This window comes from Verrucosispora sp. ts21, from assembly GCF_002879555.1.
GTDB classification, from domain to species: domain Bacteria; phylum Actinomycetota; class Actinomycetes; order Mycobacteriales; family Micromonosporaceae; genus Micromonospora; species Micromonospora gifhornensis.
Window position 1 is genome coordinate 23,967 of sequence record NZ_PNOZ01000007.1, and the last position, 24,314, is coordinate 48,280.

At 69.8% G+C, this 24,314-nt stretch carries 16 protein-coding genes; 6 read left to right on the forward strand and 10 right to left on the reverse strand.

The window, feature by feature from the left end; genetic code table 11:
* Positions 1 to 83 precede the first annotated feature (83 nt).
* Together C1A38_RS04390 and ppc are read left to right on the forward strand one after the other, a co-directional pair.
* Complete coding sequence (locus C1A38_RS04390) at positions 84 to 413, forward strand: hypothetical protein (protein ID WP_146017425.1); 330 nt, start codon at positions 84 to 86, stop codon at positions 411 to 413.
* Positions 414 to 797: 384 nt separating this feature from the next.
* Positions 798 to 3,584, forward strand: coding sequence for a phosphoenolpyruvate carboxylase (ppc, locus tag C1A38_RS04395; RefSeq protein ID WP_102656632.1), 2,787 nt, complete (start codon positions 798 to 800; stop codon positions 3,582 to 3,584).
* Between the two features lie 72 nt (positions 3,585 to 3,656).
* Here the strand turns inward: ppc and C1A38_RS04400 are convergent, their stop codons facing one another.
* The 7 genes from C1A38_RS04400 to C1A38_RS04430 all read right to left on the reverse strand — a co-directional run bounded on the left by C1A38_RS04400 (position 3,657) and on the right by C1A38_RS04430 (position 12,428).
* Complete coding sequence (locus C1A38_RS04400; protein WP_102656543.1) at positions 3,657 to 4,556, reverse strand: ROK family protein; 900 nt, start codon at positions 4,554 to 4,556, stop codon at positions 3,657 to 3,659.
* A gap of 98 nt (positions 4,557 to 4,654) precedes the next feature.
* Positions 4,655 to 6,115 carry an argininosuccinate lyase gene (locus C1A38_RS04405; protein ID WP_102656633.1) on the reverse strand — a complete coding sequence of 487 codons (1,461 nt, stop codon included), beginning with the start codon at positions 6,113 to 6,115 and terminating at the stop codon, positions 4,655 to 4,657.
* Positions 6,116 to 6,162: 47 nt separating this feature from the next.
* The gene (locus tag C1A38_RS04410; RefSeq protein WP_102656544.1) at positions 6,163 to 7,038 is read right to left on the reverse strand and encodes a creatininase family protein; all 876 of its coding nucleotides are present in this window, start codon (positions 7,036 to 7,038) and stop codon (positions 6,163 to 6,165) included.
* The gene (locus C1A38_RS04415) at positions 7,026 to 8,765 is read right to left on the reverse strand and encodes an ABC transporter permease (RefSeq protein ID WP_102656545.1); all 1,740 of its coding nucleotides are present in this window, start codon (positions 8,763 to 8,765) and stop codon (positions 7,026 to 7,028) included. Before C1A38_RS04415 ends, C1A38_RS04410 begins: the two co-directional genes overlap by 13 nt.
* Positions 8,766 to 8,770: 5 nt before the next feature.
* Positions 8,771 to 9,844, reverse strand: coding sequence for an ABC transporter ATP-binding protein (locus tag C1A38_RS04420; RefSeq protein ID WP_102656546.1), 1,074 nt, complete (start codon positions 9,842 to 9,844; stop codon positions 8,771 to 8,773).
* A gap of 63 nt (positions 9,845 to 9,907) precedes the next feature.
* A complete protein-coding gene (locus C1A38_RS04425) occupies positions 9,908 to 10,963 on the reverse strand; it encodes an extracellular solute-binding protein (RefSeq protein WP_102656547.1) in 1,056 nt (351 codons plus the stop codon).
* 316 nt (positions 10,964 to 11,279) lie between these two features.
* Entirely contained in the window at positions 11,280 to 12,428 is a 1,149-nt protein-coding gene (locus C1A38_RS04430; RefSeq protein ID WP_102656548.1) for an ROK family transcriptional regulator, read from the reverse strand.
* Between the two features lie 518 nt (positions 12,429 to 12,946).
* Between C1A38_RS04430 and C1A38_RS04435 the strand changes: the two genes are divergently transcribed.
* From C1A38_RS04435 to C1A38_RS04445, 3 genes are all read left to right on the forward strand, one after another.
* On the forward strand, positions 12,947 to 15,682 hold the full coding sequence (locus C1A38_RS04435; RefSeq protein WP_102656549.1) for a sugar-binding protein: 2,736 nt from the start codon (positions 12,947 to 12,949) through the stop codon (positions 15,680 to 15,682).
* A gap of 123 nt (positions 15,683 to 15,805) precedes the next feature.
* On the forward strand, positions 15,806 to 16,978 hold the full coding sequence (locus C1A38_RS04440) for a DNA recombination protein RmuC (RefSeq protein ID WP_102656550.1): 1,173 nt from the start codon (positions 15,806 to 15,808) through the stop codon (positions 16,976 to 16,978).
* A 161-nt stretch (positions 16,979 to 17,139) separates the two neighbouring features.
* Positions 17,140 to 20,406 carry a S8 family serine peptidase gene (locus C1A38_RS04445; protein WP_102656551.1) on the forward strand — a complete coding sequence of 1,089 codons (3,267 nt, stop codon included), beginning with the start codon at positions 17,140 to 17,142 and terminating at the stop codon, positions 20,404 to 20,406.
* 108 nt (positions 20,407 to 20,514) lie between these two features.
* Here C1A38_RS04445 and C1A38_RS04450 read toward each other — a convergent pair whose 3' ends face one another.
* From C1A38_RS04450 to C1A38_RS04460, 3 genes are all read right to left on the reverse strand, one after another.
* The gene (locus tag C1A38_RS04450) at positions 20,515 to 21,333 is read right to left on the reverse strand and encodes a hypothetical protein (RefSeq protein WP_102656552.1); all 819 of its coding nucleotides are present in this window, start codon (positions 21,331 to 21,333) and stop codon (positions 20,515 to 20,517) included.
* 61 nt (positions 21,334 to 21,394) lie between these two features.
* Positions 21,395 to 21,835: a hypothetical protein gene (locus C1A38_RS04455; RefSeq protein ID WP_102656553.1), complete on the reverse strand. Its 441-nt coding sequence runs from the start codon at positions 21,833 to 21,835 to the stop codon at positions 21,395 to 21,397.
* Positions 21,836 to 21,891: 56 nt separating this feature from the next.
* A complete protein-coding gene (locus C1A38_RS04460; protein WP_102656554.1) occupies positions 21,892 to 22,869 on the reverse strand; it encodes a 4-hydroxy-3-methylbut-2-enyl diphosphate reductase in 978 nt (325 codons plus the stop codon).
* A gap of 151 nt (positions 22,870 to 23,020) precedes the next feature.
* On the opposite strand from C1A38_RS04460, the gene xseA reads away from it, so the two are divergent.
* Positions 23,021 to 24,244 carry an exodeoxyribonuclease VII large subunit gene (xseA, locus tag C1A38_RS04465; protein ID WP_102656555.1) on the forward strand — a complete coding sequence of 408 codons (1,224 nt, stop codon included), beginning with the start codon at positions 23,021 to 23,023 and terminating at the stop codon, positions 24,242 to 24,244.
* The last annotated feature ends 70 nt before the right edge of the window (positions 24,245 to 24,314 follow it).

Sequence of the window (24,314 nt, forward strand, 5' to 3'; positions counted from 1 at the left end):
GCCGCAACCGCCGTACGGCGGCCAGCCGCCAGCCGCGCCCCGAGCTCGCGCTGAGCGCCGTCCCGATCGGGATCCAGTTGTGGTTGCTCGGGCGTGCCCCGGTGCTGGCGCTGAGCCCGGCCGGGCTGTGGATCCGTACCCGGCCCACCCGCGGTCAGGCGGTCTGGTTGCCCTGGGAGGCCATCGCGCAGATCTCCCGTCGCCGCTGGCTCTTCGAGAAGATGCTCGTGGTCAAGCCCTACGATCCCCGGATACTGCCGAAGGCCGGCTTCTACACGGCGCTGGACAGTGCGGCGCTGAGCGCCCTGCACGGTTCCGGCCTGGTCGCCACCCTCAACTTCGCCGACAAGTCCGAGGCAGAGATCCTCGCCGCCGTCGCTCACTTCAGCGCCAACCGCTGCCGCCTCATCTGAGGGGGCACTCTTGATCGACTCCGTTACGCCGTAACGGCGGCTTCCCACCCCTGCGGATCCCACCGTTTCGGCGAAACGGCGCGCCTTCTCGCCGGGCCGGGGTTTGGGCGGGTAGATCAACGCTGCCACGCCCCGACGGTACCGACGTGGGATTGATCACCGCAGCCCCGTTTCGGCGGCCCGCACACCGGTGCCCGCTCGGGGTGACCCCACCCGCCCCGACCAGCACTGATATTCGCCGATCGACAGCCCGTGACGTTAAGAAGGGGCCCTTCCTATACAGAAAGCGATAACAAGGGTCCCCTCCTTTCAGCCGGGCTGACGCGGATACGATCGGGGGAAGTCGGACAGCGCTGTCCTTCGCACTACCGTGAGGAGCGCATGGTGACCGACCAGCACGATCACGACGGCCCCGACGCCGCCCTGCGCGCCGACATCCGCAGGCTGGGCACCCTGCTCGGGCAGACCCTGGCGCGCCAGGAGGGTCGGCCGCTGCTCGACCTCGTGGAGGAGATCCGCGCCCAGGTCCGTACCGATGCCCCGGCCGCCGCCCGCCGCCTCGGCGGGTTGGACGTGACCACCGGCACGAAGCTGGCTCGCGCCTTCTCCACCTACTTCCACCTGGCCAACATCACCGAGCAGGTGCATCGGGCCCGCGACCTGCGTCGACGTCGGGCCGTGCAGGGTGGCTGGCTGGACCAGGCGGCCAAGATGATCTCCGAGCGGGGAGTACCGGCGGAGGAGATCGCCGCGGTGGCCCGCCGGTTGGCGATCCGGCCGGTCTTCACCGCCCACCCGACCGAGGCGGCCCGCCGGTCGATCCTGTCGAAGCTGCGCGCCATCGCCGACGAGCTGGACACCGAGACCGCGAACGCGATCCTCTACGGCGCCAGCGACGAGGGTCCGGCGAACCGTCGGCTGGCCGAGCTGCTCGACCTGATGTGGCAGACCGACGAGCTGCGGCTGGATCGTCCCGACCCGACCGACGAGGCCCGCAACGCCATCTACTACCTACGCGACCTGTACGCCGAGGCCGCCCCGCAGGTGCTCGACGACCTCGCCGAGACGCTGCGCACCCTCGGCGTGGAGACCTCACCGACGGCCCGCCCGTTGACCTTCGGCACCTGGATCGGCGGCGACCGGGACGGCAACCCGTTCGTCACCCCGACGGTCACCCGCGAGGTGCTGGCCATCCAGCACGAGCACGGGCTGACCGCCACCGAGGCGGCGATGGAAGAACTGATCAACGAGGTGTCGGTGTCCCGCCGGCTGCGCGGGGTGTCGCTGGACCTGTCCGCCAGCCTCGCCGCCGACCTGGACGCGCTGCCCGAGGTGGCCCCCCGGTTCCGCCGGGTCAACGCCGAGGAGCCGTACCGGCTCAAGGCCCGGTGCGTACGCGCCAAGCTGGCAAACACCCGCGCCCGGCTGCGTCAGGGCACCCCGCACGTGCCGGGGCGGGACTACCGGGGCTCGGCCGAGTTGATCGCCGACCTGGAGCTGCTGCGCGCCTCGCTGGCCCGCAACTCCGGTCAGCTCACCGCCGTGGGGCGGCTCGCCTCGACCATCCGTACGGTCTCCGCGTTCGGCCTGCACCTGGCGACCATGGACGTGCGGGAGCACGCCGAGAAGCACCACGAGGTGCTGGCCCAGCTGTACGCGGCGGTCGGCGAGGTCGACGACTACCCGTCGTTGAGCCGGCTGGAGCGCACCAAGCTGCTCGCCGACGAGCTGACCGGCCGCCGACCGCTGTCGGCTGCGGACACTCCGCTGTCCGAGTCGGCCCGCAAGACGTTCGACGTGTTCAGCACCATTCGCGAGGCGCAGGACCGGTTCGGCAGCGAGGTCATCGAGTCGTACATCATCTCGATGACCCTCGGGGTCGACGACGTGCTCGCCGCCGTGGTGCTGGCCCGCGAGGCGGGACTCGTCGACGTGCACAGCGGGCGGGCACGCATCGGCATCGTGCCGCTGCTGGAGACTCCCGCCGAGTTGAACGCCGGTGGTGAGCTGCTCGACGAGTTGCTGTCGCTGCCCGCGTACCGGGCGCTGGTGGCGGCCCGGGGTGACGTGCAGGAGGTGATGCTGGGCTACTCCGACTCCAACAAGGAGGCCGGCATCACCACCAGCCAGTGGTCAATCCACCGGGCGCAGCGGGCGCTGCGGGACGTGGCCGCCCGGCACGGGGTGCACCTGCGACTGTTCCACGGCCGGGGCGGCACGGTGGGTCGCGGCGGTGGCCCCACCCACGACGCGATCCTGGCCCAGCCGTACGGCACCCTGGACGGCGCGATCAAGGTGACCGAGCAGGGCGAGGTGATCTCCGACAAGTACACCCTGCCGGCGCTGGCCCGGGAGAACCTGGAGCTGACCGTGGCCGCCGTGCTCCAGGCCACCCTGCTGCACACCGCCCCCCGGCAGCCCGCCGAGATGCTGGAGCGCTGGGACGCCACGATGGACGCGGTCTCCGAGTCGGCCTACCGGTCGTACCGCTCGCTCGTGGAGGATCCGGATCTGCCGGCGTACTTCTGGGCGTCCACGCCGACGGAGCTGCTCGGCGCGTTGAACATCGGCTCCCGTCCGGCGAAGCGCCCGAACACCGGGGCCGGGCTGTCCGGTCTGCGGGCCATCCCGTGGGTGTTCGGCTGGACCCAGACCCGGCAGATCGTGCCCGGCTGGTACGGCGTGGGCTCCGGCCTGGCCGCCGCACGCGAGGCCGGGCTGGCCGACGTGTTGGCCGAAATGCACCGCAACTGGCACTTCTTCCGCACGTTCCTGTCGAACGTGGAGATGATGCTGTCCAAGACCGACCTCGGCATCGCCCGGCGGTACGTGGAGACCCTGGTCCCGAAGAAGCTGCACCCGATCTTCGACAAGATCGAGGCGGAGTACGAGCTGACCCGGCGCGAGGTGCTGGCCGTCACCGATTCACCGGACCTGCTGGAGAACTCCCCCGTGCTGCAACGCACCCTCGCGGTGCGCGACACGTACCTGGAGCCGCTGCACCACCTCCAGGTCGCGCTGCTGCGGCAGTACCGCGACTCCGGTGCGGCCGGTCGGGCGGTGGTCACCGCACCGGGCGGCCGGCGCGCACCCAACGACGGTACGGCGCTGGAACGTGCCCTGCTCACCACCGTCAACGGCATCGCCGCCGGCATGCGCAACACCGGCTGACGCCGGCATCATCTGGCGAAACGGCGAACCGGCCCGAGCGACAGCTTGGGCCGGTTCGCCGTTCACGAGTTCTCAGACGGTCGCCGGGAGCGCCTCCACGGCCATGGCGAGCGAGCCGAGCAGCGCGGCGTCCTGCGCGAACGCCGACAGGACGATCTCCGGCTGGTACGGCAGCGCGTGGGTCAGCCGCTCGATGAGCAACTCCCGCACCACCTCGTTTCCGGCGACGCTGCCGACCAGCACGATCCGGTGCGGGTCGAGCAGCAGGCAGCAGGTGACGAGGTGACGGGCCAACTCGTCGACGCGCAGGCGCAGCTCGTCCCGGAACCGGCCGGGTTGGGCCGCAGCGGCGCAGAGCGCGGCGGCCTGCCCGGTCAGTCCGAGGCGCTGTGCCAACTCGTCCAGGGCCCGACCGGAGAAGGTCGCCTCCAGCATCGGCTCCAGACCGGCGGGCCAGCTGTGGTCAGTCAGACCGTAGGCGATCTCGCCGGCCGCGCCGTGGTGTCCGGCGATCACCTCGCCGCCGATCGTCACCGCTGCGGCCACGCCGGTCCCGAGCCCGATCACCAGGCCGGAATCGACGCCGCGCAACGCGCCGTGGCGCAGCTCGGCGTAGGCGGCGGCGTTGAGGTCGTTCGCCACCCGTACGGAGGCCACTCCGAGGTGGGCGCGGACCTCCTCGGCGAGGCGCAGCTGCTCCCAACCGGGGACATTCGGTGCCAGTTCGATGGAGTGGTCGTGAACCACGCCGGGAGAGGCGATGCCGGCCGCCACGATCGTGCCGCCCGTACCGTCGGCGAGTTCCCGCGCCCGGTCGAGCGCCCGGGTCAGAGCCTGCTGCGCACCCTGCTCGGCGTTTGTCGGCAGGCGCTCGGAGACGAGCAGCCGACCATCGACGTCACCCACGCCGATCGCCATCTTCGTGCCGCCGAAGTCGATACCGAGCAGTCGCGGGTTTGCCGGTTGTTCCATGGTGATGTCAAATCGCCCTTCGGGCCGTCGGTCCAGGTGGTTCTGTGGTCGCGGTGACACAACTGCCGCTGTCACACGATGCTGTGTCTGCTGCCCGGTCACGGGCTCACCCTCGCCGCGACCGCCTCGGCCAGAGCCGCGTCGGCACGGTGCAGCCGTTCCCGCAGGGCATCCGCCCGCGCTGCCACATCGTCCATTATCGACCGCAGCTGCGCCACCTGCTCCCGTACTGCGGTCTCGCCCGGGCCGTCGGCCTGGGCGCGGCGGAGCACGAATTCGGGGCGGACGGCGGCGGCCAGCAGGTCACTGATCGCGACCTCGTCGAGCTGGTCGGCGATGCCGAGGTCGACCGCTGCGGTACGGACGTCCTCGACGGTCCAGGTGGCGGGCGCGCCGGCCCGTACCAGCCGGCCGAGCAGCGAGTGGGCGCCCCGGAACGGTACGCCGTGGCGGGCCAGCGCGTCGGCGGCGGCGGTCGTGGTGGCACCGGAGGCGACGATCTCCTCGCTGGTCGGCGGACGCAGCGGATCCAGTTCCGCGATCAGCCCGCCGAGCAGGTTGAAGAACCGATACGCCCGGTCGTCGCTGTCCCAGAGCCGGGCCTGCACGTCGGTGGTGGCGTTGTTGGAGTCCTCCCACCAGGCGGCGCCGACGTTGTTGAGCACGCTGGCGGCGTCGGCCGCGGCAGCACCGGCCATCGACACCAGGTGTTCCAGTACGACCGGGTTGCGCTTCTGCGGCATGATGCTGCTGCCCTGGGTGAACGAGCCGGGGGTGACCACCCAGCCCCAGGTCAGCCAGTCCATCAGGGTACGGGCCAGCCGGGCCCCGGTGGCCAGTGACTGCGCGTTGAGGGTGGCGACCCGGACCAGGTGATCGGCACCGGCCACCGCCTCGTAGGAGTTGACGACGAGCCGCTCGAAGCCGAGCAGGTCCGCCAGGCGGCGGGGCGAGATGTCCAGGTCGGTGCCGGCGAACGCGCAGGAGCCCAGGGGCGAACGGTTCATCTCGTCGAGCAGGTCGGCGTAGGCGACGCCCTCACCGGCCAGCGCCTCGGCGTAGCCGGCGAAGACGTGCCCGATGCTCGTCGGCTGGGCCGGACGTCGGTGGGTGTAGCCGGTGACCACCACGTCGGCGTGCCGATCGGCCCGGTCCAGCACGGTCCGACCGGTCGCCAGCACCGCGTCGAGCACGGCGAGCAGCTGGTCGCGCAGCACCATCCGGAAGACCCCGGCGTCGAGGTCGTTACGGCTGCGGGCGAGTTGCACGCTGAGCTGGGAGGGCTCGACCCCGCAGGCGGCGGCGAGCCGCTTCTCCAGCGTGTAGTAGACGTCCTCGACGCTGCCGTCGTAGTCGAGGTCCTCGGGCCGGTCCTGGGCAAGGACGAGCAGACCACGCAGCATCATCGCGGCGGAGTCGGCGGGGATCAGGCCCTGCTCGGCGAGCATGACGACGTGGGCCTGGCTGGCCTTGACCATGGCCGGGTACAGGTTGGCGGCGTGATGCTCGAACACGACGCGCAGATGGTGCTGTTGGTACGTGGTCAGTGACGGGGTCATGGTGGCCTCCCAATGTGGTCCGTTGTCCTGCGCAGCCGACGAGTGGGTCACCCGACCGCCTGGTCCGACCTTCCGCTCCCGTCAGGTCGGTCGGACCAGGCCGGCCGGCCGGACCAGCCGGGCTGGTCCGTCCCTGGCGGGCTGGGTAACGGTGCTGCCAGCCACGCCTCGATCACCTCACGCAGCCGCGCGCCGGCCAGGTGGCGGATCCGTTGCCCGGCCGCCTCGCTGGCCAGCGAGACATGACCCGACCAGCCCTGCCAGGGGTCGGGCCGCGACTCGATGAGCACGTACGGGTACGGGGTGGGCAGCTTCGGCTTCGGCGGCAGGTCCGGTGTGGCGGACAGGTGCACCGCCTCGGGGTCGAAGGCGAGCACTGCCGAACTCTCGTACGCCCCGCCGTGTCCCCGGGCCGGCAGGGCACCGAAGATCTCGCCCGTCTCGTCCGGGCCGACCAGCTGGAACCAGTTGACAAGCAGCAGGCTCGCCAGGTGCCGGCCGGACACCCATTCCATCGCGGCACGGACCGTGGAGAGGTTGGCGTCGTGCCCGTTGACCACGAGCAGCCGGGGAAAGCCCGACTCCACGATGCCGGCGAGCACGTCGCTGAGGTAGCCCACGGCGATCTCCGGCCGCAGCGCCACCGTGCCCGGCCAGGGACGGGTCTGGCCGGGGCAGGCGGCGTACGGCGCGGCGGGAAAGAGCACGGCGCGGGCCGTACCGGTGGCCAGTTCACCGGCGAACCCCTCGGCGAGCAGCAGGTCGGTGCCGAGCGGCAGGTGCGGACCGTGCCACTCGACGGCACCGACCGGCAGCACCGCGAGGTCGGCCGCCTCGGCCACGGCGGCCAGCGCGTGGCCGGGTACCCGGGTGATGGGCAGCAGTCCGCCCTCGGCCTTCCACCGTTCGATCAGTTCGTCCACTGCTCGGCCCTCCGGGTCGCGGTGCGGCTGCTCTCCAGCCGGCCGGAGAACCACATCACCACGAAGATCAGCGCCACCTGGAGCATGCCGTAGGCCGCGGCGGTGCCGAGTTCGAACGAGTACATCCGGTTGTTGATCGCCACCGAGATCGGCACGGTCGAGGAGGTGTAGATCAGCACCGAGGCGACGAACTCGCCGACACCGTGCACGAAGGCCAGCAACGCGCCGGCCAGCACGCCGGGCAGCATCAGCCGTACGGTGATGGTGTAGAAGGCCCGCAGCCAGGAGGCGCCGAGGTTACGGGCGGCCTCCTCCAGCGACGGGTCGATCAGCGCCAGCGCCGCGGAGCTGGACCGGAACACGATCGGCAGGAACCGCACGAAGTAGGCGAGCGGCAGGATCCAGAAGGTGCCGATCAGCACCTGCCCGAAGCTGAACGCGTTGCCGGTGCTGAAGGCCGAGATCAGGTTGATCGCGACGACAGTGCCCGGCAGTGCCCAGGCGATCATGACCGCCACGTCGAGCAGTCCACGGCCGATGAACTTCAGGCGCCGCACGGCGTACGCGACGAGCACACCGATCACCACACAACCGATGGCGGCGAGCAGGCTCATCTGCAGCGAGTTGAGGATCGGCTCGAACGCCTTGGGGTCGGAGAAGATGGTGACGAAGTTGTCCAGGGTGTACGTCTCCGGCAGCACCTGGGTGGTCCAGGTCCGGTTCTCGGAGAAGGCCACGAGGGCGATCGTGGCGACCGGGGCGAGCAGCACCATGGTGGCCAGTACCGAGGCGACCGGGGCGAGCCACCGGCCGATCGGGTTGGTCAGCTCCCGACGGTTCGCCGAGATGCCCTTCGACTGCGACTGGTAGCTGCGCCGACCCTCGTACCACCGCATCGCCAGCAGGAAGATGATGGAGACGATGCCCAGCACAGAGGCGTACGCCGAGGCCATCGGCAGGTCGCCGTTGGTGCGGTTGATGTAGATCTGCATCGTCATGGTCTGGCTGACGTTGAACAGCAGTGGCGCGGTGTAGGACGCCAGCGAGGTCATGAAGACCAGCAGCGACGCCGAGACCATCGCCGGGGTGAGCATCGGCAGCAGGACGGTGCGCCAGACCCGTACCCGGCCGGCGCCGAGGTTGTACGCCGCCTCCTCGACCGACGGGTCCATCCCGGCGAGCGCCGCGGCGGCCGCGAGGTAGAAGAAGGGGTACATGGTGAACGTGTGCACCACGAGCACCCCGGCGATCCCGTCGAAGGCCATGATCGGCCGCTCGGTGCCGAAGAGTGCCTGCAACCCCCGGGGCACGATGCCGATGTTGCTGTAGAGCAACTGGAACGACACGGCACCGATCAGCGGCGGCAGAGCGGCCGGCACCAGGATGATCGCCTCGATGAGCCGGCGACCGCGGAAGCTGAACCGCTTGAGCAGGAACGCCATCGCCACGCCGACGATGCCGCAGAGCAGCACGCTCGCCGCGGAGATGAACAGCGAGGTGAACAGCGACTCCCGGGCGACCCCGGAGGAGGTGAAGAACTGGAGGTAGTTGCGCGTGCCGTTCTCGCTGACGCTCTCCGAGAAGGTGGCGAACATCGGGTGCACGACGTAGCCGTAGAGCACCAGGACCAACGGCAGCACGAGCAGGTACGGGAACCACTGTGAGTTGGTGCCGCCGGCCAGGCGCTGGCGCAACCAGGCCAGCCGGGGCGGTGAAGTCTCGGGCATTACGGTCACGGCTTGACCACCCAGAGGCGTTCCCGGACCAGCCGCAGGCCCACCAGGTCACCGACGTTGATGCTCGACGGCGCATCGATGACGGCCGCCATCACCTCGGTGCCGTCGGCGTCCACGGTCAGGTTGGTGGCCATTCCGGTGAACTCGACATGGGTGACCCGACCCCGCAGGGCGGGCTCGTCCTCCCCACCGGCGATGGTGATGTGCTCGGGACGGACCGACACCAGCGCGGTGTCGCCCTCGGTGAGGCCGTGCCCCGGGGCGGCGCCGACCTCGAGGGTCGTGCCGTCGGGCATTCGCACCTCGACCCTGTTCTCACCGGCACCGGCCACCGGCAGGCTGAGCACGTTGCTGCGCCCGATGAAGCGGGCCACGAAGGCGTTCGCGGGCCGGTAGTAGATCTCCTGCGGGGAGCCGACCTGCTGGACCTTGCCGGACTGCATGACCGCGATCCGGTCCGACATCGCCATCGCCTCGGCCTGGTCGTGCGTCACGTAGATGGCGGTGTTCCCGCTCTCCCGCTGGATCCGCCGGATCTCGGTGCGGGTCTCCTCGCGCAGCTTGGCGTCCAGGTTGGACAGCGGCTCGTCGAGCAGCAGAGTGCGGGGCCGGATGACCAGGGCGCGGGCCAGGGCGACCCGCTGCTGCTGACCACCGGAGAGGGCGTCGATGCGTCGGGCGCCGTACCCGGAGAGGTGGACCTGGGCGAGCGCCTCCTCGACCCGGCGGTCCCGCTCGGCGCGGGAGACCCGGCGGACCCGGAGGCCGTACGCGACATTCTGCGCCACCGTCATGTGCGGAAAGAGCGCGTAGTTCTGGAACACCATGCCGGTGTCCCGCTTGTTCGGCGACAAGTGCGTGACGTCGTCGTCGCCGAAGTGGATCTGCCCGGAGGTCGGGAAGTAGAAGCCTGCCACCATCCGAAGGGTCGTCGTCTTGCCGCAACCACTGGGTCCGAGCAGCGTGAAGAACTCGCCGGCGCCGATGGTGACGGTGACATCGTCGACCGCCGCGGCATCGCTCGACTTGTCGAAGCGCTTGCTGACGGCAGTCAGCCGGACATCGATCATTTCTGGGTCCTTCCAGGACGGAGCCGGGTCGTGCCGGGGGGCACGACCCGGACCCCTGTCAACTCAGCCCTTGTCCTTGATCTCGGCGTTCCAGTGAGTGATCCACGCCGTCTCGTTCTTGCCGATCACGTCCCAGTCGACGTCCATCGGCTTGAGGTTGAGGTTGGCCAGCCACTCCGGCTTCTCGCCGATCTCCACCGCGGGGATCTGGAAGTAGTCCTTGGCGAGCGTGGCGCGCAGCGAGTCGTCGAAGAGGAACTCCAGGAACTTCTGCGCGGCGGCGGTGTTGCCACCCTTGACCGCGGCGACACCGTCGACGAGCACCGGAGCGCCGGAGGCCGGCATGATGTAGTCGAACGGCATGCCCTCGTTGGCCTGCAGCAGCACGTCCTGCAGGTTCCAGGCGCTCACCACGCCCTGCTCACGCGACATCTTGAGGTAGAGGTCGGCCGGGTTGGCGGCGTACTCGACGGTGTTGGCGTCGAGCTTGAGCAGCCACTCGTAGCCCGGCTGCGGGTTGGAGCCGTCCGGCGAGAGCCGCTGGATCATCGAGGAGTAGATCGAGCGCATGGTGCCGGAGGCAGCCACGTCCCGGATGATGATCTTGTCTTTCCACTTCGGGTCGATCAGGTCGTCCCAGTCCTGCGGCGCGGTCTGCGGGGTCAGCGCCTTGTTGTTGTACATGATGATCTCGGGCAGCAGGATCTCGCCGAACCAACGGCCCTGCTCGTCCTTGTAGCGCGCGTCCATCTTCGCCGCGAACGAGGGCTGCCACGACTCCAGCAGGTCCTCCGAGGCACCGGCGGCGAGACCCTGCTGGGTGCCGCCCCACCAGACGGACGCCTGCGGGTTGGCCTTCTCGGCCCGGACCCGCTCCAGGACCTCCTGGGCGCCCATGTTGAGCACCTCGACCTTGCCCTTGTACTCGGGGTTCTTGGTCGTGAACTGCTCGACGACGTAGTCGGTGACCGACTTGTCGCGGGCGCTGTAGATGACGAACTTCTCGGCCGTCGGTGTGCCGGACGAGCCGGTGTCCTTGTCGTCACTGCCGCCGCAGCCTGCGGTGACAGCCAGCATTGCGCCGATCGCGATGGCAATGGCCAAAGGACGACGTCTCATTGGTACCTCCACTTGACGGGGGATCTATTGGAGATTTCCGATAGATAGCTGCAAATCGGGCTCCGGAGCATGCCGGAGGGTGTGGGCCGCCGGTTGCGGCACGGATCGGAGATCGAGGCCGACGGAGCGGGCCACGTCGTGGCCGGCCGCGCCGACGCGTACGGGGTCGCGAAGGTGCGGCAGGGTGCCCGTGGGAATCGGTGCTTGGGGTCGGTGGTGGTGCGGGGGTGGCGGTTCTTCCGGGTGGCGGTTCTTCAGGGGCAGGGGACGAGGGTGGCGGTTGCAGGGGTGTGGGGGTCGGGTTACGAGGGTGTGGTCAGGGCAGTGAGGGCAGCGGGACCGCGGCCGAGAGCGCGTAGCTGATCGCTCCGTGCAGTACGGCCTGGTCCCCGAGGGTGGCTCGACGCACCTCGGTGGGTGCGGGGGTCTTGGCGGCGAGAAGGCTCTGGATCTGTTCGAGCGCGGCGTCGTCAAGCTCGGCGGCGGCACCGCTGAGCAGCACCATCCCCGGGTCGATCACGCAGACACAGGAGAGGATGAGCCGCGCCCAGGCGTCGAGGACCTCGTCGAGATATTCGCGGGCCGGCTTCGACGTGGCGGCGAGCTGGATCAGCTCCCGTACCGGTGACTCGGGTCGACGGCCCGGGTGCAGCGCGACCAGCCGCTCCGTGATCGCGTTCACCGACCAGCGGGCCTCGAACTCGCCGACGCCGCTGTAGCTGCGCGCCGGCGCGGCGTCCACCGGCATGAAGCCCACCTCGCCCGCGGCTCCGCTGGCTCCGCGCCGGACCTTGCCGTCGAGCACGAGCCCGGCGCCGATGCCGTCGGCGACGTGGATCAGCAGCAGGTTGGCGACGTCGGCGCCGGCACCGGCCACGCACTCGCCGGCGGCCATCAGGTTGACGTCGTTGTCGACGACGACCGGTACGCCGAGTCGCTGTTGGACCGACTCGCCGATCGGCCACGCCTCGACCAGCCCGACCGACGGCGCGAGGCGTACCGCGCCGTTGGTGGAGACACCCGGCACCGCGATCGCCACGCCGCGCAGTGACGGCAGGTTGTCGCCGACCAGGTCCAGGACGAACGTGCAGACGGTCTCCACCACGTCGCCGCCGAACCGTGCGGTGCGGTGCGCGATGATCGCGCCCTCGCTGTCGGCGATCTCGCAACTGATCCGGGGTGGTTCGAGCGAGACCGCCGCGACGAGTTCGGCACGCGGGTTGAACTCGAGCATCTCCCGCGGTCGCCCGGTGGTGGGTGCGCCCGGCCCTCGCTCGATGAGATAGCCCTCGGCGATGAGCTCCCGCACGAGTGCGGTCACCGTCGCAGCGGGGAGGCCGGTCATCTCGGCCAGGTCCACGCGGGACAACAGCCGCGCCTGCCGGGCAGCCAGGATCACCGAGAGACGCTTGATCTCGCGGGACCGCTCACGGCTGACCGGACTGGTCGGTGCTCTGTCAGACACAGTTTCTTCCTACTGAGAAAAAAGTGGGCCGTCAAGTAACGAGATGATCTCAGCTCCGACCTGCGGAAACGAAGCATCGATGAGGGATCACCGGCTGGCCATCGCGCCTTAACGCACAGATCGGACCGCAAGGGAGAAGTCGATCGCCTTAAATCGGGCGCAAAGGGGCCGCAAGGGTCCGATGTGGCGACAGCCCACCGCCCCTGAACAGGGGGATCGTTTTTTCGAAGAAGTAAGAAAGTCCCTCGGACCTATTGACTACCGGAGTCCAAGATTCCTAGCGTTACGGCCCGAAGGCCTTCACGGTGGACCTACCCCCACCACCGTCCGCACCGCTCACGCCGTGACGGTGCGCGTGCACGAACGAACCGTCTAGCAACCATCACTCGTGGAGACCGCAGTGGTCTCCAGTGGACAGCTGTCCGTCGTCAGGGCCGGCACGAGCCAGGTGTCAGGGGGCCTCGGCCGGGCCTGCATCCGTCCCAGACGCAAGCGCTCCCATACGAAGAGGTATGCCCATGAGATGGCGCACTCCGGCGACAATCGCCATGTGCAGTCTGCTCTCGTTGGGCCTGGCCGCTCCGGTTCAGGCTCACCCCAAGGACTCGCCCAAGCACCCGTCCCCCTCAAAGGCCCAGCCGAAGGGTCCGGACAAGAAGTCCGACAAGCCGATCGACCTGGACATCATGTTCATCGGCGCCCACCCCGACGACGAGGCCGGTCAGCTCGGCATGCTGGGATACTGGAACGAGTATCACGGTATGAAGGCCGGCGTCATCACCACCACTCGTGGCGAGGGTGGCGGTAACGCCACCGGCTTCGAGGAGGGCCCGGAGCTCGGCATCCTCCGGGAGGCCGAGGAGCGCAAGGCCGTCGCCTACGCCGGCATCGAGCACATCTACAACCTCGACGCCCTCGACTTCTGGTACACCGCCAGCGCTCCGCTGACCGCCGAGGTCTGGGGCTACGACGAGACGCTGTCCCGCATCGTGCGGGTGCTGCGGACCACCAAGCCCGAGGTCATCCTCACGATGAACCCCTCGGCCACCCAGGGCAACCACGGTAACCACCAGGAAGCCGCGATGCTGGCCGTGGACGCCTTCTACGCCGCGGCCGACCCGAAGAAGTTCCCGGAGCAGATCACCAAGGAGGGCCTCGAGCCCTGGCGGGTCTCCCGGATCTTCCAGACCGGTGGCAGCGGCTCCGGCAACATGGGTCCCTCCTGCGAGACCAGCTTCACGCCGGCTGAGGCCAGCAACGTCATCTTCGGCACCTGGCAGGGTTACGAGTCGGCGCGTCACGACGGCAACCGGTGGAACACGGTCACGACCTGGGCCCGCCGGGAGTACGTGTCGCAGGGCTGGGGCAACAGCTCCTTCCCGACGACCAACCCCGACAACATCGGCTGCAACCGGCTGACCCTGATCGACACCCGCACCCCGTTCCCGGACCCGAACGTGGGCGCCGGCACCGGTGCGCTCCAGGGCGCCACCCTCCGTGCCCCGGGCGGTCTGCCGCTCGGCACCGAGATCCACGTGCGTCCGGAGAAGTGGGAGGTGCTCGCCGGCAAGTCCATCAAGGTGGACACCGTCCTCTACGCCACCCAGGACATCAAGGGTGCCAAGGTCTCGCTGCAGGTTCCGGCCGGCTGGCGGGTCAGCGGCAACGGCAACGTCGGCACGCTGAAGAAGGGCAAGGAGGTCGTGAAGAGCTTCACGGTCACCCCGCCCGCGCAGCTCCCGGTGGGCACCCGCTTCAAGATCGAAGCGACGATGACCAGCAACAAGGACGGTAGCGGCACCAGCAGTGGACGGGTGCAGGCGACCGCTCCGGTTCGGGGCACCCTCGAGCCGCTGGAGGAGATCGCGGACTTCCGGGCGTGGACCGAGCAGAAGGGCGTCAAGCAGCTCGACGCCCTCATCGAGTCGCTGCTCAACATCCCGAGCGGCAAGAGCCGCAGCGTCCGGGTGGACCTGGCCAACCACAGCGACACCGTCCAGTCCGGCACCGTCCGGCTGAACCTGCCGGCCGGTTTCTCGGCGAACCCGCAGCAGCTGCCGTACAGCGGGCTCCAGCCCGGTGCCCGTAGCTCGGTGACCTTCACGGTGACCAACACCGACGCCACGCTGCCGACCGCCAACCGGGCGCCGGACAACGGTGCGTACCGGCTGCAGATCGAGACCACCTACAACGGTGGCAGCGCCACCGAGCCGGGTGCCTTCAACCTGGTGCCGACCACGGTGATCCCGAAGGCCAGCACCGCGCCGACCGTCGACGGTCACGGCCACAGCCACGAGTACACCGGCGAGGTCATCGACATCTCGACGCGCTGGGAGGGTACCGCCACCACGGCGGCGGACATCTCCGGCACCGCGCAGGTCACCCACACCGACGACGCCCTGTACGCCATCTTCAACATCACCGATGACGTGCTCGGCCGGTTCCTGCTGCCGGAGGACTGCAAGCGTCCGCGTCGTGCCGACGCCGTCGAGTTCGGTATCGACCCGCGGGGCAACTCGGCGAACACCTCCACGGTGTTCAACGTGGCGCTCTTCCCGGCCACCGACGACCCGGCCAACGGCAACCCGCCGTGCTTCGCCCGGGAGCGGGACAACCACCAGGGTGGCCCGGAGACCGCACCGGGTCTCGAGGTCGCCTCGGTTCTCACCGGTACCGGGTACCAGATCGAGGTCAAGGTTCCGTTCAGCGTGCTGCCGGACACCATCGACCCGAACAACATGGGCATGAACATCCTGGTCAACGACTCGGACACGCAGGACCTGTCCACGCAGACCCGGATCGGCTGGTCGACCTGGAGCGGCGTGCGGGCCGACGCGTGGCGCTGGGGTGTCGCCACCCTGCCGGGCCTGCCGGCGCGGCCGGCGGCGCCGAAGGCTCCGATCATGCCCGACACCGCGGCGCAGAGCGTCAAGTCGCCGCAGACCATCCTCCAGTCCGCCTCGGACGGGGTGGCACCGGGTGGCTACGCGGCTCTTGACGAGAAGATCCTCAAGATCAAGAAGGTCACCCAGTCCTCCTCGAAGGTCTCGGTGGAGTTGAAGGCGAAGAAGTCCGGCGTCGCCCGGGTCTTCATCTGGGACGGCGAGCGGGTCGTGGCGCAGACCGAGGTCTCGCTGAACAAGGACCGCACCCTGGTCCTGCCGCTCAACGGCGCCCTGCCGGCCGGCTCCTCGCTGCTCGTCTCGTACGAGCGTGACGGCGCCACCCTCGGTCTCGCTCACAAGCTGAAGTGACCGAACCCGGTCACCGCGTCGATCTGATGCGGTGACCGGCGATGGGCCGGGCCTTGTGCCCGGCCCATCGGCATTTCCGGCCCCACCGAGGCATCGCCCGCTCATCTTTGGCAAGCTCCGGGGATGGAGCTAGCGACCCTGGCGGTGGTCGTCGTCTGTCTCGGCGCGGGCGGCGCGGTGGGCTGGTTCGCGGCCCGGTCCCGAGCGGCCACCGAGATCGCCCGGTTGGACGCCACCCTGCGGGCCACCCGCGAGGGCGAGGGGCGACTGGAACAGTCGATGCGGGCGCTGAGCTACGAGGCGACGGCCCAGTCCCAGGAGGCGGTCGCCCGCGCGGTGGCCCCACTGCACGACACCCTGCGCCGCTACGAGCAGCGGGTGGCCGAACTGGAACGTGACCGGGTGGACGCGTACGCCGAGCTGCGTGAGCAGGTCAGGGCGATGAGCAGCGTCTCCGGCGAGCTGCGCACCGAGACCAAACAGCTGGTCGCGGCGCTGCGGGCACCGCAGGTACGCGGCCGGTGGGGCGAGCACCAGTTGCGCCGCATCGTCGAGGCGGCCGGCATGTTGGAGCACTGCGACTTCTCCGAGCAGGTCACCGCCGCCACCGACCAGCAGACCGTACGCCCCGACCTGGTGGTCCGCCTGCACGGCGGCCGTACGGTCGTGGTGGACGCCAAGGCGCCGTTCGACGCGTACCTGACCGCGATGGAGGCTCGCGACGAGCGCAGCCGCGACACTCAACTGGACGCCCACGCCAGGCACCTGCGGGGCCATGTGGACGCGCTGGCGGCGAAGTCGTACTGGACGGCATTCGAGTCGACGCCGGAGTTCGTGGTGCTGTTCGTGCCGGCCGATCCGTTCCTCGACGTGGCTCTGCAGCGTGATCCCACACTTCTGGAGCACGCATTCGCCCGCAACGTGGTGCTGGCCACCCCGGCCACTTTGATCGCAATGCTGCGCACCGTGGCCTGGTCGTGGCGGCAGGAGCAGCTGGCCCGCAACGCCGTGGCGGTGCATTCCCTGGCCCGTGAACTGTACGGTCGTCTTTCCACGCTCGGCGATCATGTCGGCAAACTCGGTGCCTCGCTCGGCGGTGCGGTGACCGCGTACAACCGCGCGGTAGGGTCGCTGGAGGCGCGGGTGTTGGTGAGCGCCCGCAAGCTGGCTGAGCTGGGCGTGTCTGATCAGGAGCTGACCACGCCGGCGCAGGTGGAGCTGGCCCCCCGCCAGCCCCAGGCGCCTGAGTTGCTGGTCGAGGATTCCATCTCGGATGGTCGAAGTCGGTCAACCTAATCGGGCTCTTATCACCTTCGATGTGACATTGCGCGTCTCGCTTATCACGAGATGGTCACAACGTACCTGTCGGTAGTGACATTGACGGTCGACACCGCGAAGGATTTCGCTCACGCGTGCCTGCATCTGAGGGCGCCTGAGTTCTCTGGAGGAAAGAGAACGTGAGTAAACCCCGAAACCTGAGCCGGCGTACCTCCGCCGCGCTCTTCGCCTCGGTCATGGCGGCTGGCGCCGTGTCCGTGGTGGGCGGTGCCGCCACCGCGAGCGCCGCTCCTGCCGGAACCGACCCGGCCCAGGTCACCCCCGCCGAGGCCCTGGGCGAGCACGACGCCAAGTTGCTCGCCGAGGCGGAGGCCAAGAAGGCCCCGACCGTCACGATGATCGTCGCCACCGACAAGGGTAAGGCGAAGGACGTCGCCGACGACCTCAAGGATCTGGGCGCTGCGGTCACCGAGCGCTACGACACCATCGGTTACGTGCTGGCCAAGGTGCCGACCAGCAAGGCGGTCAAGGCCGCCACCCTGCCCGGCGTCGCCGCTGTCGACCTGGACGAGAAGATCCAGCTGCCCGACCCCAAGCCGGAGGTCGTCCAGGGCGGCAAGAAGGGCGACAAGCAGGGCAGCACCCTCAGTGGTCCGGGTGCCAAGACCCCCGCCGACAACCCCTACATGCCGACCGGCGAGACCGGCGCGGTCAAGTTCGTCAAGTCCAACAAGAAGTGGGACGGCCGGGGCGTCACCATCGGCATCATGGACTCCGGTGTGGACCTGGAGCACCCGGCGCTGCAGAAGACCACCACCGGCGAGCGGAAGATCGTCGACTGGGTCACCGCCACCGATCCCCTGGAGGACGCCAGCTGGCGTCCGATGCTCAACCAGGTGACCGGCCCGTCGTTCACCCTCGCCGGCCGCACCTGGACCGCGCCGGCGGGCACCTACCGGTTCAACCTGTTCAGTGAGTCGATCACGAACAACAGCGAGCCGGCCGGTGACGTCAACCGCGACGGCGACCGCACCGACCAGTGGGGCGTCCTGTACGACCCGGTGACCAACAACATCTGGGTCGACACCGACCAGGACGGCGACTTCACCGACGAGGCCCTGATGCGGCCGTACAAGGAGAAGTTCGACGTCGGCTACTTCGGCACCGACGACCCGGCGACTCCGGTCAAGGAGCGCATGTCGTTCGTCGTCGAGTACCGCAAGAACGTCGACACCACGCCGGCCGGCGGCCCGGGCCTGGTCGACTACGTCAACATCGGCATCATCGAGAGCGCGCACGGCACCCACGTGGCCGGCATCACCGCCGCCAACAGCATGATGGGCAACAGCGCGTTCAACGGTGCCGCTCCCGGCGCCAAGATCGTTTCCTCCCGTGCCTGCTCCTGGGGCGGTGGCTGCACCTACGCCGCACTCACCACCGGCATGGCCGATCTGGTGATCAACCGTGGGGTCGACGTCATCAACATGTCGATCGGTGGTCTGCCGGCGCTCAACGACGGCAACAACGCCCGCGCCACCCTCTACAACAACCTGATCACCACGTACGGGGTGCAGATGTTCATCTCGGCCGGTAACTCCGGCCCGGGTGTGAACACCATCGGCGACCCGTCGGCGTCGAGCAACGTGGTGAGCGTGGCCGCCAGTGTCAGCAAGGACACCTGGCTGGCCAACTACGGCTCCGTGGTCAAGAAGAAGAACGCGCTGTTCAACTTCTCCTCGCGCGGCCCGCGTGAGGACGGCGGCGCCAAGCCGAACATCGCCGCGCCGGGTTCGGCCATCTCCACCACCCCGGTCTGGCAGGCCGGCGGCCCGGTCGCCGAGGCCGGCTACGCGCTGCCGCCGGGCTACAGCATGTTCAACGGTACGTCGATGGCCTCCCCGCAGGCCGCCGGTGCCGCCGCGCTGCTGCTCTCGGCCGCCAAGGCGAACCACCTGGGGGTCACCCCGGAGGCGCTGCGTCGGGCGATCTACACCTCGGCCAAGCCGATCGCCGACACCCCCACCTACGGTCAGGGCTACGGCATGTTCGACGTGCCGGGTGCCTGGAAGCTGCTGCGCAAGGGCGTCCAAACCCGCTCGTACACCGCTGACGCGCCGGTCTGCACCCCGCTCTCCGGCCAGCTGGCCACCCCGAACCAGGGCACCGGCATCTACAACCGCTGCGACTCCGCAAACGGTGGTCACAAGATCAACCAGTCGAAGTCGTACCAGGTGAAGCTGACCCGGACCAGCGGTCCGGCCGGCAACATCAAGCACTCCATCGGCCTGGTCGGCAACAACGGCACCTTCTCCGCGCCGAAGAACGTCACCCTGCCGCTGAACAAGACCGTCACCATCACGGTCACCGCCAAGCCGAAGACGGCCGGTGCGCACAGCACCATCGTCACCCTGGACGACAAGGCCACCAACACGATCGACTTCGAGTTCTCCGCCGTCGTGGTGGCCTCGAACGACGTCGCGAAGCCCAACTTCGCCTACTCGGCGCAGGGCTCGGTGGACCGCAACCACACCACGTCGTACTTCGTGACGGTGCCGCCGGGTGCCGGTGCGCTGCAGGTGAACCTCTCCGGCATCGCCACCGCGTCGCAGACCCGCTTCATCGCGATCAACCCGTACGGCGTTCCGGTGGAGAGCACCTCCAGCCTGGCGTGCTTCACCAACCACGTCAGCACGGTCGTCTGCAACCCGTTCGAGCGTGACTACGCCGACCCGATGCCCGGCATCTGGGAGATCGAGGTGGAGTCCCGTCGTACCTCGCCGTCGCTGAACAACCCGTTCCAGATCCAGGCGCGGGTGCAGGGCGTCGCGGTCGAGCCGGCCGTGGTCGAACTGCCGTCGGTCACCACCGGTGCCCCGACCCCGGTGACCTGGTCGCTGAAGAACACCTTCGGCCCGGTCACGGTCACCGGTCAGGGCGGTTCGCTGTCCAGCACGCACACCGAGCGCCCGACCATCGTGGAGCTCGCCGTGCAGGAGTTCACTGTCGAGGTTCCGGCGGGTGCCACCAGCTTCACCGCCCGCATCGGCAACGTCTCCAACGCCAGCGCCGACCTCGACCTGTTCGTCTACCGGGGCACCACCCTGGTGGCGTACAACGCCGACGGCGACTCGGAGGAGTTCGTCACCCTCAACAACCCGGCGGCCGGCACCTACACGGTCGTCGTGGAGGCGTACTCGGTCGACGGCGCGGGCGGCAGCACCGCGTACGACTACCGGGACTCGTACTCCTCCCCGGCGCTCGGCACCCTGACGGCGCCGAGCAGCAGCCTCACCCTGGCGCACGGCGCCACCGGCACCCTCACGGGTACGGTGACCGCCCAGTCCGCCCCGCCCGCGGGCCGGACGCTCTCCGGTGAGCTGGCCGTGGTGACCAGCGAAGGCGCGGTCGTCGGCCGCGGCGCGGTCAACATCGGCGCGGTGAACTGACGCACCACCACCGCACCAGGGAGCCCGCCTCCGGATCTACCGGAGGCGGGCTCCCGCCCGTTCACCCTCGAACCTGACCCGCTGCGGACTTCCTCCCCGGCCGCCGACCTACCCGGCAGCGGGCCCCGGTTGCCCCCTCGACCGTTCCGTACGCCTGGCGCGGAGTCCGGCCACGAGCAGCAGGTAGCCCGCCAGCTCGGCGGCGGCGGTCAGAGCCGGCATCGTGACCAGGGCCGGACCGGCCATGGCGCCGGTTAACAACGTCCCCCGGTTTGGGGACAGCGGCAGCAGGGTGTACGGGGCGAGAGCCGCATCGAACTGGAACAGCGCGGCCACCAGCAACAGAACCGCACCACCGGCGGCCAACCGATGGCCCCGACGAACGAGCAGCGCAGCGAGCAGGACGGCGGCGAGCGCAAGCGCGAGTGGCGCGAGCACCGCGACGGCAGCCACGCGAGGCTGCCCGCCGTGGTAGCCCGCCAACCGGAACACCACGTACCCCACCACTGCCGCGGCGGCCAGCAGGGCCCCGACCGACAGCCGTCCGCTCGGGCGGCGGTCGGTCTGCGGCCAACTTACGACGGCCAGTAGCAGCACGAAGAACAGTGCTGCCCAGGTCAGCGCGAGCCCGGTCCACAGTCCGTCGGTGAACTCGGGAGGCGGACCGGGCTCAAGGACCTGCCACCGGTAGCCGCCTTCGGCAGGATCGACGGGCATCGTCCACCATGCGTCGACGGCCACCACGATCAGCCCGACCGGCACCACCCAGCGCGGCGACGGCAACCCGGCAAGCAGCGCGTACGCCAGAAGCACGGCCACCGCGAGGACCTCGGCGTAGCGCAGGATCGGTGCGGCCGTGAGCACGCCAACCACGTGTACGGCGGCCAGAAGCCCCGCCAACGGCAGGAGCAGTGATCGTGAACGCATCAATGCATCCTGCCGTCCGACCACGACAGTGAGGCCGCCCGGCAGTCGCCGGGCGGCTACCTCAGGCGCGCTTGGCGGACGCCACCTGGAACGGGGTGCCCTGCTGGCAGGTGGTCATCAGGCCGGGTGCGGGTCGACCGGTCACCGTCACCGACGCGCCGGCGGTGAGCACCTCGCGCGGGCCGCCCAGCAGCAGATAGCCGTCGAGCAGCAGGCAACCTGGCTCGACGCCGGACTCGACCCGACCGGTCAGGGTCATCTCGCTTGTGGACGTCGGCTGCGGCTGGCCGCCCGGCTGCTTGCCGGGCTTGGTGAGTGGGGCGGTCGGGTCCACCGGGTCGACGGGCGGGGGTACCGCGCCGGTCGGGTCCGGGGTGGGCAGATCGGTCACGGATGGCGCTCCCGTCGGGGCGGCGGAGCCGTCCCCGGCGTCCTGACCGGCGCAGGCGACGAGCGCGGTGCAGACGATCAGCGCCGCGGCGGCGATCCGAAGGGTCCTCATGCCTGACTCTGACGCGGTAGCGGGGCGTTTCGTTCCATCATCTCGGGTCGGTCCGCTCAGCTGCGGGCCGCCGCGGCGGCCTTCATGTCGCGCTTGAGTTCCTGCGGCAGCGAGAAGGTGAGTCGCTCGTTGGCGGTCACCACCTCCTCCACGTCGGTGTAGCCGCGCTCGGCGAGATGGGTCAGCACCTCCTGGACCAACTCGTCGGGAACGCTGGCTCCCGAGGTCAGACCCACCGTCTGCGCGCCGACCAGCCAGGCGTCGTCGATCTCGTGGGCGAAGTCGACCAGGTGCCCGGCGCGGGCGCCCGCGTCCAGGGCCACCTCGACGAGGCGTACGGAGTTCGACGAGTTGCGCGAGCCGACCACGATCACCACGTCACACTCGGCGGCGATCTCCTTGACCACGTGCTGGCGGTTGCTCGTCGCGTAGCAGATGTCGTCGCTGGGCGGCGACTGGAGCATCGGCAGCCGCTTCTTGAGCCGGGCCACCGTCTCCATCGTCTCGTCCACCGACAGGGTGGTCTGCGACAGCCAGACGACCTTGTTCGGGTCGCGCACGGTGATCCGGTCGGCGTCCTCCGGACCGTCCACCAGTTGGATGTGCTGTGGGGCCTCGCCGGCGGTGCCGATGACCTCTTCGTGGCCCTCGTGACCGATGAGCAGGATGTCGTAGTCCTCGGCGGCGAACCGCTTCGCCTCCTGGTGCACCTTGGTCACCAGCGGGCAGGTCGCGTCGATGGCCTTGAGCGACCGCTCCTTCGCCTGCTCGTAGACCTCGGGTGCCACGCCGTGGGCCGAGAAGATCACGGTGGCGCCCTCGGGCACCTCCTCGTTCTCCTCCACGAAGATCGCGCCCTTGGCCTCCAGCGTCCGCACCACGTGCTTGTTGTGCACGATCTGCTTACGCACGTAGATCGGCGCACCGTAGAGCTTGAGTGCCTCCTCGACGGTCTGCACCGCCCGGTCGACGCCCGCGCAGTAACCGCGGGGCTTGGCCAAAAGCACGCGCTTACCGGTCCCAGCCTCAGTCACCCACCCATCCTACGCGTCCCTGCTCTCCCCCGCCCCCGACCTGTTGATCATGAGCTTGGCGGCGGTTGTCGATCTTCGAACGGCCATCGACCTCACGATCGACCGGGACGGGTGGAGCGGGAGTGAGGGGTGGGGGAACTAGGGTGAGGGGGTGGGGGACGGTGGGGTGGCGGCGAGCAGTTCGGAAGAGCCGTGGCCGGTGCGGGTGGTGAGCCAGAAGATCGGCGCCTGGGTCGCTCGGCTGGGTTGGGTGTGGGTCGACGGGCAGGTGGCGCAGATCAGCCGGCGACCCGGTGCCAGCACGGTCTTCCTGACTCTGCGTGACCCGTCGGCCGAGTTGAGCCTCACCGTCACGACCAACCGCGACGTGCTCGACTCCGGTGCCCCCGAGCTGCGTGAGGGCGCCCGGATCGTGGTGCACGCCAAACCGGAGTTCTACGCCGCCCGGGGCACCCTGAGCCTGCGGGCCGACGAGATCCGGCAGGTGGGCCTCGGCGAGCTGCTGGCCCGGCTGGAGAAGCTCAAGAAGCTGCTCGCCGCCGAGGGGTTGTTCGACCGGGCCCGCAAGCGTCGCCCTCCGTTCCTGCCGCAGCGCGTCGGGCTGATCACCGGCCGGGCCAGCGCCGCCGAGCGGGACGTGCTCACCAACGCCCGCCGCCGCTGGCCGGCCGTGGAGTTCCGCACCGTGAACGTCGCCGTGCAGGGGCCCGGCGCCGTGCCGCAGATCATCGACGCGCTCAAGGTGCTGGACAGCGACCCGAGCGTCGACGTGATCATCCTGGCTCGGGGTGGCGGCGGCATCGAGGACCTGCTGCCCTTCTCCGACGAAGCGTTGTGCCGCGCCGTGCACGCCTGCCGCACGCCGGTGGTCAGCGCGATCGGCCACGAGACGGACGCGCCGCTTGTCGACTACGTGGCCGACGTACGCGCCTCGACGCCCACCGACGCCGCCAAGCGGGTGGTACCCGACCTGGCCGAGGAGATCCGGCTGATCAACCAGGCCCGCCACCGGCTGCACCGGGCGGTACACAACCTCGTCGACCGGGAGACCCACCGCATCGACGCGCTCCGGTCCCGGCCGGTGCTGGCCCGCCCGCAGGTGATGGTCGAGCAGCGGGCCGCCGATCTGGCCGCCCTGCGCCAGCGCGCCGAACGTAACCTGCGCCACCGACTCGCCGCCGCCGACGACGACCTGCGGCACACCCTGGCCCGACTGCGGGCGCTCTCCCCCGCCGCCACCCTCGACCGCGGGTACGCCATCGTGCAGCGCGCCGACGGTCACGTCGTACGCGCGTCGGACGAGGTGGCGAAGGGCGACCCCCTGCGCGTACGCCTCGCCGAGGGTGACCTCGCCGTGACGGTGAACGGCTCCTGACGGCGGCCCGCGACGCCCGGCTGTGCAGCCCGACCTCGGGTCCCGACGCCAACGGCCCATGACCGAGCAG